Here is a 17,063-nt window from a genome sequence, read left to right on the forward strand (position 1 = left end):
GCATTTTCCGATCAAGCGGCAGTCTTCGACACCGAAGGCGTCGGCGGCCCGGAGGCGAACGCGCTTGCCAGATTAGGCCGTAGGGAGCCGCAGAGCCGCACATGACGATGACCCGGCGTATCAACGCCGGGACCCTTTCTCGTGGATCAAATCACGCAGGTTTTGCGGCATTGACGGAAGCGGTCTTTAAAAAGCTGTCGCCGTGCCCGAAGGCACACCGCGTTCTGGCCCGAGCTCTAAAAAACGTCGGGCGATGTTGCTGCTGCGAAGCTCTCCGAAGCCGATTGCGCGCAATCCCCGCGCCGAAATTCTCCGCTGCAGCCAAACTCGGTGCCGGCGATTGTTAGCGCCGCGCCCCGCGGCTGTTCGCGGGCTCCAGCCCTTTGCCGCGATAGGCCACCGGGATGCCCAGCGTCTCATGGGCCGTGGCCAATGTTTCGAGCCAGGTCGCCAGTTCCGCCGGTACCTTTTCGTCGCCCGTCTCCATCGCCTCAATCCACGCCAGATTGCAATGAAGGGCGCTTGCGAGATTGATGGGCGTCCAGCGAAGGGTAAGCAGGCATTGGGTAAATCGTGCGGGGGTCATGTCAGTGCTCAAGATTGCGGAGGCGTTTGCTCAATGAGGCTTTACACGCAGAAATGAGTCAAGGTGATGACTTGTCGCGCCACGATCATGTGATCAGGTCGCCGATCCACAGCGATCGTCGGGATCGCGCAAAACCTGCGGTGGTCGGTGCGCGCGGTGCCTAACTTGCGTTTGTCGGCGCTGGCCGGTAATGCCGATGAGGATGGCAGACAATAGCGACTCGCGCAGCGCGAGCGGGCATGAGGACAGCCAAGACCGGGGCGATTGACCGTTGAACGCGACCATTTACCAGTCCGCCATCAACATTGCCGCAAAGGTCGGCCTCTATCTCTCGCTGACGATGTTCATCCCGGCATTGGTCGATCTCTATTTCGGCCATCCGGACTGGAAGGTCTTCGCCGTTTCGGCGTGCCTGATGGGCAGTCTTTCGCTTGTGACCGTGGCGGCAACGCAAGGCGGACCGCCGCCGTTCAATCGTAAGATGGGCTTTCTCCTCGTCAATCTCCTTTGGCTCGTCGTTTCCTTTGTCGGTGCCGTTCCCTTCTGGCTATCGTCGGTCAATCTCGATTTTGCCGAGGCGCTGTTCGAATCGGTGTCGGGCATTACCACGACGGGCTCAACTGTGATCGCCGGCCTGGACAACGCGCCACCGGGCATCCTCGTGTGGCGTTCGCTGCTTCACTGGCTTGGCGGTATCGGGATCGTGGCGCTCGGGCTGTTCGTCATGCCGTATCTGCGTGTCGGCGGGCTGTCCTTCTTCAAGATGGAATCGTCCGATACCACCGAGAAACCATTCGCGCGCATCGTCACTTTCACCCGCGCCTTCGTGCTGATCTACATCGTCCTGACGGTCACCTGTGCGATCATCTACGGCTATCTCGGAATGAACCGCTTCGATGCGATCAATCAAGCGATGTCGACGATTGCGACAGGCGGTTTTTCCACCCACGACGCCTCACTCGGCTATTTCAACAGCCTGCCGATCCTATGGGTCGCGACGTTCTTCATGACGGTCAGCAGTCTGCCGTTTTCGGTGCTGATCATCTTCATCGTGCGCGGGCGACTGGACACGCTGAAGGATCCGCAGATCATCGTGTTTCTGTCGTACCTGACGGTGCTCGCAATCGCCGCCAGCCTGTTTCAACGGCTGGAAAACGGTGTCGCATTCCATGAAGCGCTGGCGCATTCGTTCTTTACCGTGTCATCGATCCTGTCGACCACCGGCTTTGCCAGCGATGATTATATGCTGTGGGGCGACTTCATCGTCGCGCTCGCCTTTGCCGCGACCTTCATGGGCGGGTGCTCCGGATCGACGGCCGGCGGGATGAAAGCTTATCGCTTCATCATCATCTTCAATTCCATTCGGGCCGGGCTCTACAAGCTCATCTACCCGAACGCGATCCACACGGTTCGCTACGGCAAGGCACTGGTCGATATCGACGTGCAGCGGACCGTCTTTTTGTTTTTCACGGCCTATATGATGATCTGGGCCTTTGGCAGCCTCGCCATGGGTGCATTCGGCTACGACCTGCTGACATCGGCGTCGGCCATCGCGACGGCCCTTTCAAACGTCGGTGCAGGGCTTGGCCCGATCATCGGGCCGGCCGGAAACTTCTCCACCTTGTCCGATCCGGCGCTCTATCTGTTGTCGATCATGATGCTGCTCGGGCGTCTTGAGATCCTGACCGTTCTGGTCGTCCTGACGCCGTTGTTCTGGAAGGATTAGGAGAGCCCAAGCGGGTTGGGCTCCGGGCGCCTAGATCGGCTCCGCCTCGCGCCGGGTAGCGGCGTTGTCGACGTAGTATTTCTCAAAGCGGTGGCGATATTGTTCGGCGGCGCCGAAATCGCTGTACTTCGCCAGTTCGCGCATGTCCGTCTTGTTGAGAATGACGCCGAGGATCTTGGCGTTGATCTGCGGCTCGGCGTGGAGCAGGTCGCGCACGAGCCGTGACGGTGTGCGGCCCCATTCGGCCACGTAGATGAAACCGTCGGCAAGCGGCGAAAACGCCTTGGCATCGACGACAGGGGCGAGTGCTGCGAGGTCGACGATAACATAGTCGAAGGACTTGCGTGCGTTCTCGATGAGGCCTGCCATGGCCTGCGAGGCGAGCAGCTCATGGCTGTCATGCGGGTAGTGGCTGCTCGCTTCGCCGCCGACCGGGAAGATGGCAAGCTTCGTCTGATGGTCGATCTTGATGCCGGCCGGCCATGATGTCTCTCCGGTCAGCGCTTCGACAAGCCCGGTCTTCGGCGCCGGCGTGATCATCTTGCTCAGGCCAGGCTTGCGGATATCCGCATCGATCAGCAGCGTTCGCTTGCCGCTGGCGGCGAGAAGGGCGGCAAAATTGGCCGCCACGATCGATTTGCCCTCATCGGGAACGGCGGAAACGATGCCGACCACACGGCAGGCGTTTCCATGCAGCATCTGGTCACAGGCGAGCTTGGCGTTGCGGAACGTCTCGGTAAAGGAGGAGCGCGGCGCGTCGAGCACGATGCGACTGACGCGTTCGAAGGGCACCGGTTCCGGTATCGGTTGCGGTGGTGCCTTGTCCTTCACCAGCCGAGCGCGCATGTGGTCCGCGGCTGTCGGCGCGCGTGGGCCGATCAGTGGGACATAGCCGAGCGACCGGTGCCCGAGGATAGAGCGCACGTCGCCTTCGAGACGGAACGTCCGCTCCCGGAATTCCTGAAACGCGGCAAAAGCGCCACCCGCCATCATGCCGAGCACGGCCGACAAAGCCAGGATCATCGTCTTCTTTGGGCTTGACGGTGAAACGGGCACGCCCGCTTCGGAAATCACCCGCGCCTTGGCGATCGGGAAAGAACGCTGCTGTGCCGCTTGCTCGTAGCGACCGAGATAGGATTCGTAGAGCGTCTTCAGAGCCGCGGCCTTCTGCTCGAGTTCGCGCAAGTGTACGAGCGATCGGTTTGCGTCGGAGTTCCGACCGGTGGTTCCCTCGATGTTTTCGCGCAGCGAGGCTTCGCGTGATCGCGCGACTTCGTATTCATTGCGATAGCTTGAGGTCAGCTGCTGCAGTTCCTGGTAGATCTGGCGGCCGATATCGTTCTTCTCGGACCGCAGCGATACGGCCTGCGGATGATCCGCGCCAAAACTCTGGGTCACTTCCTGCTCGCGCTTGCCGACAGCGAGATAGCGGGTCCTGAGGTCACGGATCACCGAGTTGTCGCCGTCCTTCGACGAGATCGTCGCGTTGTCGACGGCTTTCTCCGGGCCTTGTTCGACGATTGCCTGAAACTGCTTGTAGCGGGCCGAAGCGGTGGCCGTATCGGCCTGGGCAATGATGAGCTGGCTGTTCAGGTCCGAGAGTTGCTGTTCCGACATAAGCTCGCCCCGCGCCGAAGTCAGCCCGTTGTCGGTGCGGAATTGCTCCACCTCCAGCGAAGCGACCTGCGATCGCTGCCTAAGGTCGGCCAAGCGCTCCTGCAGCCACACGGATGCCCGTTCGGTCGCCTCGAAATTGGCGTTCAACTGGTCGGTCAGATAGGAATCGGCATAGGCGCGCACCACTTGTGCCGCCAGCTGCGGATCGCTCGAGCGGTAGGAAAGGGCGACGACTGAGCTTCGCGACACGCGTTCGACAGCGAGGCCCTGCTGGATGAGCGCCGCCGCCTTCTGTCGCCGTCCGCTGCGCGCTGCCTCTTCCGATACCTCAGGACCGCCAGTAAACACGCCGGTGATCGTTTTCATCCAGTCCTTGACGACGCCGAAAGGTGAGCGCGGCGGATTGAGGATCGCGTCGTTGTCGGCAAGGTTGATCTTGTCGACAACCCGCAGTGCCAATTCGCCGGATTTGAGGATCTCTACCGCGCTTGCAATCTGGGTGTCGAGCATCTGACTGTTTTGCGGCGAAGCCTCCTCTTCCGCGTATTTGGAGAGGTTTTCGTCGAGCAGGATCTGCGTCATCGACGTATAGTTCGGCGTGGCGAAAAGCAGGTAAACGCCGCCGAGCACGACGAACAGGGCGACGAATAGCCCGACTGTCTTGCCGCGGCGAACGGCCACCGAAAAAAGCCGGTCGAGATCGATGAAGCCATCGGATTCCTCGGCTTCCCGGGGCAGGACGCTACTGAACGGTAGACTTCTTTGTTTCATTGGGTCGCTCTGTCCGTTTCCATACAGTCTATCGGCCGGCGCCCCTTATTCGGGGCGCCGGAACCGGGCTTATGCCGCGCGGATGCGGCCTTCGTGAGACAAAACCATGTCCCTGACGGATTCGTAGACCAGATCGCCGATATCCGAACGGGCTAGCGCAAAGGCGACGTTCGCCTCGATAAACCCGTGCTTCGATCCGCAATCAAAGGTGCGGCCATCATAGGGGTGGGCGTGGAACGGCTGGTCCTTGGAAAGCTTCAGCATGCCATCCGTCAATTGAATCTCGTTGCCGGCGCCGCGCTGCTGGCGGGCGAGAATGCCGAAGATTTCGGGCTGGAGAACGTAGCGGCCGTTGAGGTAGAAGTTCGACGGCGCCTCTCCCGCCTTTGGTTTTTCAACCATTTCGGTGACCGCGAAACCATGCGGCACGGTCGCTCCCTTGCCGACGATGCCGTATTTGGATGCGTCCTCGGGCGCGCATTGTTCGACGCCGACGACATTGCCGCCGGTTTGACCATAGAGATCCATCAGGCCGGCCATGCAGCCGCGCGCGCCATAGGAAAGCATATCGGGCAGGAGTAGTGCAAAGGGCTCGTCGCCGATCAGGTCGCGTGCACACCAGACGGCATGGCCGAGACCTAGCGGCGCCTGTTGCCGGGTGAAGCTAACGGAGCCGGCCTTGGGTAACATGCTCTCAAGTTCGGAAATCTGGGCGTTCTTGCCCGAGCGTGTCAGCGACGAAATGAGCTCGGGTGTGTCGTCGAAGTGATCTTCGATCGCCTGCTTGTTCCGGCTGGTGACGAAGACGATATGCTCTATGCCCGCTTCGCGAGCTTCATCGACGGCATATTGCACGACCGGCCGATCGACGATGGTCAGCATCTCTTTCGGAACAGCCTTCGTGGCGGGAAGGAAACGCGTGCCGTTGCCGGCAACCGGGATAACTGCTTTTCTGACAGTTCTGATACGGTCCATGGCATCATCCTTTTTTCGTGTGAGGGCTTTTGCCCGAGGTGGATCGTTCAGCCGCCACTGTCATCGTGGCGGGCTTCAAGCGCGACAGCGGCGCAATCAGGCGGCGCAGTCGCACAGCGATCGGCATCCTGAGATGCCGGAGCGCGCGGGGGCTGGAGAGCGCGGTTCTGACGGCGCTGGCCAGCGATCTGGACTTGAGGTGTTCGACGAGTTGCAGGAAGGCGCGCGCCTCGAAAAGGCTGCGGCTACGCTTGCGCTGCATCGCCATTGCGCTTGCGTCGATGGCGTGGGTGCTCAGGAAGTCGGCATCGGCGGCGATCATCGCATCGACGTGGCGCAGTTCGAGCACGCGGGAGATGGAGCCTTCGCGGATGTGATAGCGATAGCCGGCGGACGGATCGACGACGCAGCGCCCGCCTTCGGCGAGGGCCGAGGCCAGCAGGATGTAGTCTTCGCCGATGCGGATGTCTTCCTTGAAGCGCAGCCGCACCTGCTCGAGAAACCGACGTTCGAAGATCGGCTTCATGTAGCCGAAATTGTAGGTCGAACGGAAAAGCACGTTGGACTCGATGAAGGCGGCAAGCGTAAGGGTAGGTGTTTTCTCAAGCGTAGCCTCGGCAAACATCCGCTCGCGCCGGCCATCGAGGTTCAAGACTTCCAGATTGTCGACTGCGATGTCAGCGCTTTCACGGCGCGCCCGCGCGATCATTCGGGCAAGTCTCCCGGGCCGAACGGTGTCGTCGGCATCGAGAATGGCGACCCAGTCGCCGCGGGCTGCGTCGAGCCCGGCATTGCGCGCGCCGCCCGGGCCTCGATTGGCCGGGAGCCGGATCAGCCGGATACGCGGATCGGCCAAGGCCTCAACGAGGGCAGCGGTTTCGTCGGGTGACGCATCGTCAACAACGATCACTTCGACCTCGACGTCTTCCTGGGCAAGCGCGCTGTCGATCGCGCGCGCGATCGTATCCGCCGCGTTGAAGGCAGCGATGACAAAGCTGACATCTGGGTTGGTTTTCGTCATCGCGCCGCCACTTCCGATGCGCCGTATTGCTCAAGCTCGCGAACACCGAGTAGGCCGCTGACGACGCCGGCATGCATGATGGCGCGCAGGGCATAGCGCGAGCGAACCACCGGCGACACCACGAAGAGCAGGCTCGCGATAGCGCAATAGCCTGACTTGGCGGCTGCACGAACGATCCCGACTGCCCTGCCGCCGCCTGCCGCGGCTTGCGCAAGCAAACGACCATGGGTCTGGCCGGAGCGAAAACGCCGTTTTGCCAACCATTGGAAACTGGCTCGGTTTTCCGGCACGATCTCATAGACCAAGGCATCGGACGCATAGGCAAGGCGGCCACCGGCCTTGTGCATATGCGTGAAGAACTCCGTATCCTCACCGCCGGTGCGGCCAAGCGCCAGGTTGAAACGCCGGCCGACAAGTGCCGGGTGGTTGCGATCGAGCAGGACGTTGCAAGTGTAGCCCGTCACGATCTCGCCGCCGACCCACACGGGTCGCGTCGAATGAAAATCGCCCCGCCGCATCCAGGACGGTGCGGACAGGTCATACCCAGCACGGACCGGGCCAAGAACCGCCTCGGCCCCGGTGGCGACGGCCGTTTCCAACAGTCGGAGCAGCCAGTCACGCGAAACCGTTTCGTCGTCGTCGACGAAGGCAAGGTAGTGGCCCGTGGCGTTATCGAGGCAAGCGTTTCGTGCGATCGAGATGTTACCTGCCGGGCAATGGACATAGTCAATCTCGAAGGGAACTCCCGGCCGCAAGGCATCAACAAGCGGGGCCGCGCTTGGCTGCACGTCGTTATCGGCGACGATGATGCGGATTGCCGTCCCGTCAGGCACAGCGATGGCAGCCAGCGAGCGCAGAGTTTCGGCAAGTTCGGCTCGACGAAACGTACAGACTGCGATGTCGACCCGAACATCCCGGGTCATTTCGGTGGTTGGCTTCGTCATGGTGCGACCCGCCTGCTGCGAAGGTCGAGCAGTTCGCGCCAGAACCCGGCGGACCAGGCGAAATGCATCACCATCGCCGAAACCGCGGCCAGCGGGCCGTAGGGGTTCTTCTGGCCAAGCGCCATCCAGGCGCCGTAACCGATGCAGGCTGCGGCCCAAAGAACGACCGGGATGACGGCAATCCAGTTAATGACGGCAAGCAAAGCGCCGATGGCCACCGGCGCCACGGCGAGCGGCAGCAGTTGGCGCAGGCTTGGCACGACGCGATGCTTGAGCACATTGCGGGCTCGCCCGCGGCCATAGCTGAAATACTGCCGGAACAGCGGCCCGATCTTTGCGCGGGGATAGTAGACCATGCTCGTCCTGTCGGTCATCCAGATGCGGTAACCGGCTTTGCGGAACCGATAGTCGAACTCGGCATCTTCGTTGTGGCTGAAGCTCTCGTCATAACCGCCGATTGCCTTGAAGGCTGCGATCCGCATCAGCGCATGATGTCCGTGATCGGCCCAGTGGCTTGTGGCGCCGAGCCGGTGTTTGGCGCCGCCGTTTCCGAGTTTGGAATTCTGGGCGTAGGCGGTCGCCTTTTGGAAGGGCGTGAAACCGACCGTCTCCATGGCAACCACGACGGAGTCTGCGCCGGTGGCGGTCACTTCTTCGACCAGCCTCTGGCAATAGTCGCTCGGATAGGTGCCGTGAGCATCGATGCGGATGAGATAATCGAAGGACGAGCCATACTCGCCTACCGCAAGATTGATTGCGGCGCTCTGGATACGTTTGGGATTATCGAGCGTCAGAACGGACGGATCGTCCTGTGCCAGCCGTGCGATAATTTCACGCGTCCCGTCGGTGCTGCCGCCGTCGACGATCAGGACCACCGCATTGAGCGGCGCCAGCGATGGACGAAGCTTGTCCACCAGAGCTTCGATATGGTCGGCCTCATTGAGGCAGGGGATGACGATCAGGCTGCGCGTCGACGTCAGATCTGTTGCGTTCATGACAAACCACCTTCGTTTTGACGGGCGTGGGAAAGGGGTGTCGCGGGCTCGAGGGCTGTCGAAGCGATTGCCGAAAGGCGCCTCACGAGGTTCTCGCAATCATTGCGACCAAAGATCCAGGTGTCGGAATTGCAGGCGGCAACCCGCCCCGACGCGTCGGCGTAGCGGTCGGCATCGACGGCTTCAAGAAGCGAAACGAGGTTCTCCGGCTCGGCTTCATCAAGGAGAAAACCGAGGCCGCGGACGGCCAGAAAGCGGGCAGTCTCCGTACCGCGCATGGCGATCGGAACCCGACCGTAGCGGCAGCCCTCGTAGAGCCGGTTCGGAAGCAGCCATTTGGAGTTCTGGCCTTCCTCGAAGAAATCGATCGCCCAGGTGAAATCGACCTCGTCGTAGATCGCGCCGAGGTCTTCCGGGCTGCGGTAAGCGCCATGGAAGGTCATGTGTGGTTCATTGCGAATGAAACCATCGAAATCGTCGAACTCGGAATAGGCTGGCCGGCCGCGAAGGACGATCTCATAGCGGCCCTCCATGCGGCGAGAAAAGGCCGACAGCAGTTCGAGCGACTTTCGGCAGCGCAGTGCGCCAAACCAGCCGATCCGCCAGGGCCCGTCCGGTCGAGGGGAGGCGGGTGGGGAAACCCGAGGGCCGTCGCCGAGCTCGAGTACCTTGTTCTCAAGCAGCATGACCGGCGTATCAAGGCCCGACAGTGGTCGGAAATAATGTTCGACGAAGGCGGGCGAACTGGTGATCAGCTGCCGCGCATTGCGTCCGAGATAGGCTTCACTAGCGCGCATGGCGCGTCCAGCCACATCCTGGCGCAGAAGCAGGCGATGAATGTCGAGGCATTCATAGACGACAGGAACATCGCCGCCGAACATGCCAACCGCCTTGTTGGCGACGGCCAGCATATCGAGATTGCGTGCGATGATCAGGTCGGGCCGGCCGACCGCGCGCAACTTGGCGGGCAGGGAAAGGCAGGCTTTAGTGATTGCTGCGACCCGCTGGACAAAGCGACCGTCGCGCGTCGTGCCGAGTTCGATCGGCTCGATGCCTTCGATTGCAGCCAGTGCGTTCGCGCCACGACGAAAGCCGGCAAGCGTCACGCGTGCGCCCCCTGCCGTGAGCATCAGGATCCGGCGGCGAACCGCGGGGTCAGCCAGATCCTGTGCGAAATAAAGTATCTGCAGCATGAAAACATCCGTTTCCTGCTCAGCCCGAGCCAAGCTTGATTCAAGAAATCGTGCATCGCAACGTTGGCGTTGCGATGCACGGAAGCGGCGGTGTTCTGCCGTCCTCAGTTCAATTTGCAGGCGATGGATTCAGCGAACTGGCACTTGTCATCAGGTGCGGTGAAGGCGATCCGGTCGACCTGCAACGCCGTCGGCCCCTTGTAGGCGAACGTGCCCATCCAATCGCTGAGCGTGTCGGTGCCCCACAGGCTGAAGAAGATCTTCTGGGCGTTGGTCGGGATCTTGGCGGGATCGGTCACTTCGTGGACCAACTCGCCATTGACGTAATAGCGGATCCGCTCCTTCTCCCAGACGAAGGCGTAGTCGTTGAACCCTTGATTGGCGCCGCCCGGTACGTCGGCGAGCTTCTCGTTGCTGCCCTTGGCCGACACATATTGATTGAGCTGCACCTTTGCCGGGTTCTTGCCGAGCACTTCGAAGTCGATCTCGTCATGCGGCTTTTTGTCGGCAGGGCCGATATAGGTGAAGAAGGCCGAATTCAGCCCCGATCCGTCGGCGGCCTTGATGCGGGCTTCGTAGGTGCCATAGCCGAAGCGCTTGCGGGTCTGGACTTCGCCGCAGGCATAGTTGCGTTCGCCCGTCTTGCCCTCCTCGAACTTCAGCTCAAGGATGCCGTCAACGACCACCGCCTGCTCCTTGGACCAGGTGCAGTTTTGGTGCGGCCCGTTGTTCCAGCCATCCGAAACATACCAGTGGCCAGTGTCGAGCGTGTCGAAGTTGTCCAGGAACGATGTGCCGGTGGCACCTTCCTGTGCCATTGCGGAGCCGGCAAGGCCGGCGGCGAGACATGTGAGCAGGGCGAGGCGGTGAGGTCGGATCGATCTCATGGTCAGGTCCTTTGCTGTGGCGAGTAATCGGAGCGACGGCCCGTGTCCGGGCGCGCATCGGCTTGGGAGGGGCCGGTGCGGCTGCCGGTCAGGACGGCGGTGAATCCCGGTGCCACGCGCTTGGCGAGGCCATGCGCGACAACGAGGATGACGATCGTGATGAACGGGATCGTGAAGTAGAACAGGCGATAGTCAGTGATTTCGGTGCGGTTCCAGGCCATCCAGAAAAAGATGAGCAGGGGATAATGGGCACAGAAGATCCAGAAGCTGAGGCCACCGGCGCGCGCAAAGCGTTCACCGAACCGGGTGCGCACGAGAAGTGCTGAAACGGCCCAGGAACCGATGATGCCGGAAAGTGCTGTCAGGCTGCGCAGCATATCGACCCAGACAGGGAACTCCGGACCGGTCTGGTAGAGAACGATCGAGAGCGCGACGGCAGCAGCCAGGAAAATGGCGGCGATCGATCGGGCGTAGGGGTCGAGCAGCTTGGCGTCGATACGGTGCAGGCTGACATAGATACCGGTGCAGAAACCGAAGAGGATCGATTTCTTCAGGAATATACCATTCGGCAGCGGGAACACCGCATAGGCGAGCAGAACGCCAAGGGTTTGCAGCGGATAACGCTTGATCAGCCAGGCCAGCAATGGCGACAGCAGGATGCATAGCAACAGATCGCGCAGAAAGTAGAGTGGAACGTTGATCGGCAGCGCCTCGAGCGCAAAGGCGAGGCTCAGCCATTCCCGTGGCGTGGCATTGACCACACCCGGAAGGTAGCCGAAGCCGATATTTTTGAGCTGCGCAAAATAGACGAGTGCCAGAAAGGCCAGGTTCCACAGGAGGAAGGGGAGCAGCACCGTGCGCGCTTTGGTTCGAAGCGTCTTCTTGTAGTCGAACGTGTCCAGACCCCGGCGGAACAGCAGATAGCCCGAGATCGCACTGAGGCAGGGAACGCCAACACGAAACAGGCTGTCGCCCAGAAACACGCGCAGCCAGTCCAGGAACCCATAGGTTCCCAGGAACGGGCTCGTCTGCGGATCATGCGGAACATGCACGAAGACGATGCCCGAGATCAGCATGATGCGCATCAGATTGATCCGCGAGGAAATGTTCGCGTCCATAGCCACGATGTCCGTCACTCCTATCTGCCAGCGCCATTTTCGGCGCCGTTTCAACAGAGCAGACTAGAGCCCGCATCGATTAAGCTAGGGCAGGGGCGTGGATAAAAATATGGCGCTGCAACAAAAGAATCAGCCATGTTTTGCTGCGATGCAGCATTCGCCACATTTCGAATTCACCTCAGATCGATGGCGAAATCACCGCAGCAGTCCTTAAAAGCCCACCGGTTGTCGCATGTTGCGGCATATGCTTATATGCTCATATGCCGAAGTCTTTGGTTGAATAGATCGAAATAAAAAACCAGCAAAGATTGTAGCTTTTTTTTTCGTTGACCATTGTCAATTCGACGTTTTTTGCCACCGGCGGCGGGAATTGCGGCGAGTGTAAGGCACTGTCCACGTCGCCAACCCCTATCATTCCGCGGGTTCCGGCGTGGCACCCACTGCGCCGCGCTGCCGGACCATCCGATGCAGTTTCAAGAGCAATTGCCGCTCCGTCAGAACCATCAGAATGAGGTAGATGAGACCGCCGATCGCGGCCCCGACCAGCACTTGCAAGATCGCGTTCGGGACGAGGGAACCGAAGCGCTCAAGGAGAAAACGCACGGCAAGCGCCATGGCAAAGGCTGCAAACATGGGCCTGGTCGAGACGAAGAAGCCTCTCACGAACGGCATACGATCTGCCCGGAAGACCACCCATGAATATCCGACCAAGGTCAGAACGTTGACGATGCAAAGAGCAATCATCGCGTCGATCAGAGAGCCGTTGATTGCCGCATAGGCAACCGCCCCGGTGGTGATGATTGCCCGGATCACAGCCCACCAGAACAGGACCGTACCCTGGCCGATACCCTTGAGATAGGGCACATAGGTGCTGCAAGGGGTGAGAATGCCCTTGGAAAGAGCGAGCAGGCCGAGAACCGGCCAGGCCGCCGCCCATTGGCTGCCGAAGAGGACGAGCATCGCCGGTTCGGCGAGCGCCCACAGCCCGAACATCATCGGAGCCAGCAGCACGGTGGTGACCTGCGTGCTCAGAATCAACGCCTGCGACCGGCGCTCACGATCCTCGCCCATATGGCTGAAGGCGGGGAAAAGCACGCCCATCACCGCCGAGAGCACGATCTGGTTGGGAATGCTGGAGAAGCGGTTGGCGGCGGAATAGGCGCCCGCATCGGAAAGACCGAGATAGCGGGAAATCACCACCATTGGCGACTGGAAGGTAATGAAATTGGCGATCTCGGAGCCCATCATTCCGAAACTGAAGCGGCTCAAGGCCCAGACGCGTCGAAACGAGAAGACTAGCCTCGGCACATAACCGGAAACGGCATAAAGGCCGGCGAGGCGGATCAACGCCGATACGAAGAGTTGCCCCAGGAGCGACCAGACACCGAAGCCGGCGAGTGCCATGGCAACCGCCACCAGAGCGCCGAGCGTCTCCGAAATCATGCTCCAGGCGGCATCCTTGCTGAAATTCATGCGCCGGGCCAGAAGCGCATAGGCGACATCGCCGCCAAGCTGCAGCGGAATGAGCAGGCTCATAATCTCAAGGAGATAGGCAGCTTCTGGCGCGCCCAACATCGTTGCGAGCGGTGCGGCAAAGACAAAAAGGCCAAGCGCCATCAGCAAGGAAATCGCTAGATTCGCCCAGAATGCGGAATGGACGAGTTCCATTTCCTCGTCGCGCTGAATGATCAGCGCGGAGGCCAGACCGGCGCCGCCGATCATCGCAAGAAATTGCACGACGGTGAGCGCGACGGCGACCGTTCCGAACTCTTCGGGCGTCAGGATACGCGCCAGAATGGGCACGGTGACAAATTTCAGCCCGAATGTGCCTGTCTTTGAGAGCACGCTCCAGCCGACGTTACGGGTGACGGATTTGGCATTGACGGTTGAGGGCATGGCGAACATCCCGTGAGCCCTTTGAAAGGATGAGTGACAAAGGACAAGCGATAGACATACGGCCGCGACCCGGTGGGAGGAGACCACGCAAGACTCTTTGTAGAGAAACCGCAGGGGCGAAAAGATGGCAAAGCTGACGATTATTATCCCTTACTACCAGAAGGAGCCGGGCATCCTTCGGCGGGCGCTGGCGTCCGTCTTCGCCCAGACATTTCAGGACTTCCATGTTTTGGTGGTCGACGATCAATCTCCTTATCCGATCGATGAGGAACTTGCGCCGCTCGGCGAAGGCATACGCGAGCGCATCGCTATTGTGCGCCAATCCAACCAAGGGCCAGGCGGCGCGCGTAACACCGGGCTCGACCATGTTCCCCAGGACACGGAGTACGTGGCGTTCCTCGATTCTGACGACATCTGGACGCCAGATCACCTGAGGAATGCCTATCAAAGCCTGACGCGATTCGACGCCGATTGTTATTGGGCGTCGATATCGGGAGGCGATGCGTTCTACTATCATTTCGGCGTCGCCGATCTCTTGAAGAGCGATACCTGCATCCGGTTGCAGGAGAGCCCGCTGGTGGTGGAAATTCCTGATCTTTCCAACGTGATGTTGAGGAACTGGAGCTTCCTGCATCTGTCCTGCATGGTGATCGGGCGCTCGCTGTTTCAGACCATCCGCTTCGACGCCGCACTGCGGCTGGCGGCCGAGGACGTGCTGTTCTTCTGCGATTGCGTGCTGTCGTCCCGTCGGGTGGTGCTTTGCGATGCGGCCGGCGCCGAACGTGGCGAGGGCATCAATATCTTCCATTCGATCGACAACGATTCGCCGGAGTTTCTCCAACAGCAGTTCAACACCTTCGTGGCGCTTGAAACGCTCGAGAGCCGGTTTTCGCGCCGGCCGTCGGAAATCGCCTCGATCCGTTCCTACCAGCACACGGCCCGCCGCCAGGCATTGTGGAGTCAGGCACGGCGGCTGCGCCGCAAACAGGCACCACAGTTCAGGCTGCTTGCGCGCTGGGTGTGGCGCGATCCGAAATTGCTGCAAAGCGCCCTCGAACTGGCCGTCGGCAAACTATCACCGCAACGCTAATCACGAAGACAGCATCCCTCAGGAGGGAACAGATCCGCCGCTTGCGGCGCCGGACACATTTTTATTTGAGAGAAGGGACCGCTTATGAAGCCCTATTACTGGGAATCACATCACGGAAATTTCGGAGACGACCTCAATCTTTGGCTCTGGGATTTCCTCTTGCCTGGTTTCCGCGACAGCCATGACGACATCCTGCTCGTCGGCGTCGGTACGGTGCTCAATCGAGCGTTATTGCCCGACGGCATGCGAAAACTGGTGCTCGGCAGTGGCTTTGGCTACGGGACGCTTCCGGATATGCGCGATACCGCGGAATGGGACATTCGCAGTGTGCGCGGTCCACTGACAGCCGAAAAGGTCGGCATCGAGCCCGAACGCGGTATTATCGATCCGGCCGTGATGGTTGCCGAGATGCCCGAGTTCCAGAACTTGCCCAAGATCCACAAGCGCAGCTTCGTCCCGCACTGGGAGAGTGCGATTGCCGGCATGTGGCCGACGACCTGCGGCACGGTCGGCCTTCACTATATCGACCCACGCGGCGAGGCCGGAACCGTCATCCGGGAGATCGCCCAGTCAGAGCTGATCGTGGCGGAATCGATGCATGGTGCGATCTTGGCCGACGCCTTTCGCGTTCCGTGGGTAGCGGTCTCGACATCGAACAGCATCAACAGCTTCAAGTGGAACGATTGGGCCCGCACGGTCGGGGTGACCTACCGCCCTCGCCATATCCCGGTTTCGAGCCGGGCCGAAGCGATGATCAAGGGCACCCGGTTCTGGGGCATGGGGTTCGACATACCGGAAACCTATGGCGAAGATCCGAATAGGCGGCAGATCGATGGAGACTTGGTCGTCGCCGCGACGCAGCCTAAGCAAACGTTTCTACGCGGAGCGGCCAAGCAGCTTTTGGCGGCGCCGTCGACGCTGGCATTGTGGCAGGCAAGCAGAGCCGAGCCGCAGCTGAGTGAAGACCGTGTTCTTGCCGAGCGCAAGGCGCGCTTCCGCGATGTCCTCGATACGGTTCGTCGCGACTATCTCTGAACGTAGACGTGAAACGGCGCCCCCAATGGGCGCCGTTTCACTGGCGATTAGCCCAGATCGGCGGAAGCTGGCAGCAGGTAGCGCAGCCGTCCCGAGCCGCCGAGCGCCGCCGGGGCATCGGGTCTGCTCCGTGTCATGCGTTCGGTCTTATCCGCGAAGATCCCACCGGCTACTGCCGGAACTGCCGCCGGCTTGCCGAGCAGGTAGGTGACGGCAGCGATCGGGCCGCCCTCGCGTTTCAGGTCGAGAAAATGTCGATGTTCGTAGCGCCCACGAATATGGCGTTCGTGCCGGCGGATCACGGCCGCCGCTTCTGCACTCAATTGATTGTCCGCGAGGATGGCCTGGTCGGCCTCATAAAGCCTCTTCAGGTCTTCGGTGCGGTGACTGCCGCTTAGCGAATTGCCACGTACGATGGCCGCATAGCCGCAGCTGTGGATGATCTTGTAGCGCGCGCCCTTGGCAAGCGCTCGTAGATAAAGGTCGTAATCTTCGCCCAGACGGAGGGTCTCGTTGTAGGCGAGTTGATGGGTGGAAAGAAACTCACGGCGCATGAGGGGTTTGAGAAAACCGATCTCACCCCGCCTGACGCCGCGGCGCGAGATGTTACCCTCAACGAAGCCGGTGAGATCAAGAAGGCGAGGCTCCGGTTGGAACCGGTCCACTTCATCCGCTGCATCAGCGGCGGCCGTCTCGTCCATAAAGGCGATGTTGTCGGCGACGAAATCCCAATCAGGAACCTCAAGAAGCCGGCCAAGTCTGCCGGGCAGAAAGAAATCATCGGCATCGAGGATGGCGAGGATAGGCGAGCGGCTGATGGAGATCGCGTGGTTTCGTGCTGCAGCCGGTCCTCTATTCTTCTCGAAGCGCACGATGTTCAGCCGTCCGGTGTCGTCGGCAACGGACAGGGCGGCCGATGCGGTCGTGTCGGTCGAACCATCGTCGATGACGATGACCTCGGCGGTCTCGGGCTCGGCCAGGGCCGAACCGACGGCCCTTGCGATCGTTTCGGCGGCATTTTTTGCGGCGATGATGACACAAACGTCCATCCTTGCAGCTGCGGTCATTGTGGCCTCCAGCGTTACGTCGGGCATTTCCGGCATCGGTATTGCCTGCCGGCGCGCCGCACGATGCAACGGGATCATGTCGCAACCGCGTCAAAACGTTGACATTTTTGTTGATGGCACCGCCGATGGGGTGGGAGGCAGT

The 17,063-nt window shown here is 60.8% G+C and carries 14 protein-coding genes; 3 read left to right on the forward strand and 11 right to left on the reverse strand.

Going from position 1 to position 17,063, the window contains the following annotated elements; genetic code table 11:
- Positions 1-343: 343 nt before the first annotated feature.
- On the reverse strand, positions 344-586 hold the full coding sequence (locus AC244_RS27605) for a hypothetical protein (protein ID WP_053252022.1): 243 nt from the start codon (positions 584-586) through the stop codon (positions 344-346).
- Between the two features lie 340 nt (positions 587-926).
- Between AC244_RS27605 and AC244_RS27610 the strand changes: the two genes are divergently transcribed.
- On the forward strand, positions 927-2,312 hold the full coding sequence (locus tag AC244_RS27610) for a TrkH family potassium uptake protein (protein ID WP_414735958.1): 1,386 nt from the start codon (positions 927-929) through the stop codon (positions 2,310-2,312).
- A 30-nt stretch (positions 2,313-2,342) separates the two neighbouring features.
- On the opposite strand, the gene AC244_RS27615 is transcribed toward AC244_RS27610, so the two are convergent.
- The 9 genes from AC244_RS27615 to AC244_RS27655 form a co-directional block, all read right to left on the reverse strand.
- Positions 2,343-4,700 (reverse strand): polysaccharide biosynthesis tyrosine autokinase, encoded by a 2,358-nt coding sequence (locus tag AC244_RS27615; protein ID WP_053252024.1) that lies wholly within the window; start codon positions 4,698-4,700, stop codon positions 2,343-2,345.
- Between the two features lie 69 nt (positions 4,701-4,769).
- A complete protein-coding gene (locus AC244_RS27620; RefSeq protein ID WP_053252025.1) occupies positions 4,770-5,675 on the reverse strand; it encodes a UTP--glucose-1-phosphate uridylyltransferase in 906 nt (301 codons plus the stop codon).
- Between the two features lie 4 nt (positions 5,676-5,679).
- Positions 5,680-6,696, reverse strand: a complete 1,017-nt coding sequence (locus AC244_RS27625; protein WP_053252026.1) for a glycosyltransferase family 2 protein — start codon at positions 6,694-6,696, stop codon at positions 5,680-5,682.
- Positions 6,693-7,640 carry a glycosyltransferase gene (locus AC244_RS27630; RefSeq protein ID WP_053252027.1) on the reverse strand — a complete coding sequence of 316 codons (948 nt, stop codon included), beginning with the start codon at positions 7,638-7,640 and terminating at the stop codon, positions 6,693-6,695. The genes AC244_RS27625 and AC244_RS27630 overlap by 4 nt, the downstream gene beginning before the upstream one ends.
- A complete protein-coding gene (locus AC244_RS27635) occupies positions 7,637-8,635 on the reverse strand; it encodes a glycosyltransferase family 2 protein (RefSeq protein WP_053252028.1) in 999 nt (332 codons plus the stop codon). Before AC244_RS27635 ends, AC244_RS27630 begins: the two co-directional genes overlap by 4 nt.
- Entirely contained in the window at positions 8,632-9,828 is a 1,197-nt protein-coding gene (locus AC244_RS27640) for a glycosyl transferase family 1 (RefSeq protein ID WP_053252029.1), read from the reverse strand. The genes AC244_RS27635 and AC244_RS27640 overlap by 4 nt, the downstream gene beginning before the upstream one ends.
- A 104-nt stretch (positions 9,829-9,932) precedes the next feature.
- Positions 9,933-10,715, reverse strand: coding sequence for a glycoside hydrolase family 16 protein (locus AC244_RS27645; RefSeq protein WP_152976124.1), 783 nt, complete (start codon positions 10,713-10,715; stop codon positions 9,933-9,935).
- Between the two features lie 2 nt (positions 10,716-10,717).
- Positions 10,718-11,833, reverse strand: coding sequence for an acyltransferase family protein (locus AC244_RS27650; RefSeq protein ID WP_053252031.1), 1,116 nt, complete (start codon positions 11,831-11,833; stop codon positions 10,718-10,720).
- A 411-nt stretch (positions 11,834-12,244) separates the two neighbouring features.
- Positions 12,245-13,729, reverse strand: coding sequence for a lipopolysaccharide biosynthesis protein (locus AC244_RS27655; RefSeq protein WP_053252079.1), 1,485 nt, complete (start codon positions 13,727-13,729; stop codon positions 12,245-12,247).
- Between the two features lie 124 nt (positions 13,730-13,853).
- On the opposite strand from AC244_RS27655, the gene AC244_RS27660 reads away from it, so the two are divergent.
- Entirely contained in the window at positions 13,854-14,819 is a 966-nt protein-coding gene (locus AC244_RS27660; protein WP_053252032.1) for a glycosyltransferase family 2 protein, read from the forward strand.
- An 84-nt stretch (positions 14,820-14,903) separates the two neighbouring features.
- The gene (locus AC244_RS27665) at positions 14,904-15,854 is read left to right on the forward strand and encodes a polysaccharide pyruvyl transferase family protein (protein WP_053252033.1); all 951 of its coding nucleotides are present in this window, start codon (positions 14,904-14,906) and stop codon (positions 15,852-15,854) included.
- 47 nt (positions 15,855-15,901) lie between these two features.
- Here AC244_RS27665 and AC244_RS27670 read toward each other — a convergent pair whose 3' ends face one another.
- Positions 15,902-16,921 carry a glycosyltransferase family 2 protein gene (locus tag AC244_RS27670; protein WP_053252080.1) on the reverse strand — a complete coding sequence of 340 codons (1,020 nt, stop codon included), beginning with the start codon at positions 16,919-16,921 and terminating at the stop codon, positions 15,902-15,904.
- Positions 16,922-17,063: the final 142 nt, after the last annotated feature.

The organism is Ensifer adhaerens (assembly GCF_001270265.1).
Taxonomy (GTDB): Bacteria; Pseudomonadota; Alphaproteobacteria; order Rhizobiales; family Rhizobiaceae; genus Ensifer; species Ensifer adhaerens_B.

Bases quoted from the DNA above. Each gene is read 5' to 3' on its own strand.
- AC244_RS27605 (WP_053252022.1), bottom strand. From the start codon at position 586: ATGACCCCCGCACGATTTACCCAATGCCTGCTTACCCTTCGCTGGACG.
- AC244_RS27665 (WP_053252033.1), top strand. From the start codon at position 14,904: ATGAAGCCCTATTACTGGGAATCACATCACGGAAATTTCGGAGACGAC.
- AC244_RS27670 (WP_053252080.1), bottom strand. From the start codon at position 16,921: ATGACCGCAGCTGCAAGGATGGACGTTTGTGTCATCATCGCCGCAAAA.
- AC244_RS27635 (WP_053252028.1), bottom strand. From the start codon at position 8,635: ATGAACGCAACAGATCTGACGTCGACGCGCAGCCTGATCGTCATCCCC.
- AC244_RS27610 (WP_414735958.1), top strand. From the start codon at position 927: ATGTTCATCCCGGCATTGGTCGATCTCTATTTCGGCCATCCGGACTGG.
- AC244_RS27660 (WP_053252032.1), top strand. From the start codon at position 13,854: ATGGCAAAGCTGACGATTATTATCCCTTACTACCAGAAGGAGCCGGGC.
- AC244_RS27615 (WP_053252024.1), bottom strand. From the start codon at position 4,700: ATGAAACAAAGAAGTCTACCGTTCAGTAGCGTCCTGCCCCGGGAAGCC.
- AC244_RS27645 (WP_152976124.1), bottom strand. From the start codon at position 10,715: ATGAGATCGATCCGACCTCACCGCCTCGCCCTGCTCACATGTCTCGCC.
- AC244_RS27625 (WP_053252026.1), bottom strand. From the start codon at position 6,696: ATGACGAAAACCAACCCAGATGTCAGCTTTGTCATCGCTGCCTTCAAC.
- AC244_RS27650 (WP_053252031.1), bottom strand. From the start codon at position 11,833: ATGGACGCGAACATTTCCTCGCGGATCAATCTGATGCGCATCATGCTG.
- AC244_RS27630 (WP_053252027.1), bottom strand. From the start codon at position 7,640: ATGACGAAGCCAACCACCGAAATGACCCGGGATGTTCGGGTCGACATC.
- AC244_RS27655 (WP_053252079.1), bottom strand. From the start codon at position 13,729: ATGCCCTCAACCGTCAATGCCAAATCCGTCACCCGTAACGTCGGCTGG.
- AC244_RS27640 (WP_053252029.1), bottom strand. From the start codon at position 9,828: ATGCTGCAGATACTTTATTTCGCACAGGATCTGGCTGACCCCGCGGTT.
- AC244_RS27620 (WP_053252025.1), bottom strand. From the start codon at position 5,675: ATGGACCGTATCAGAACTGTCAGAAAAGCAGTTATCCCGGTTGCCGGC.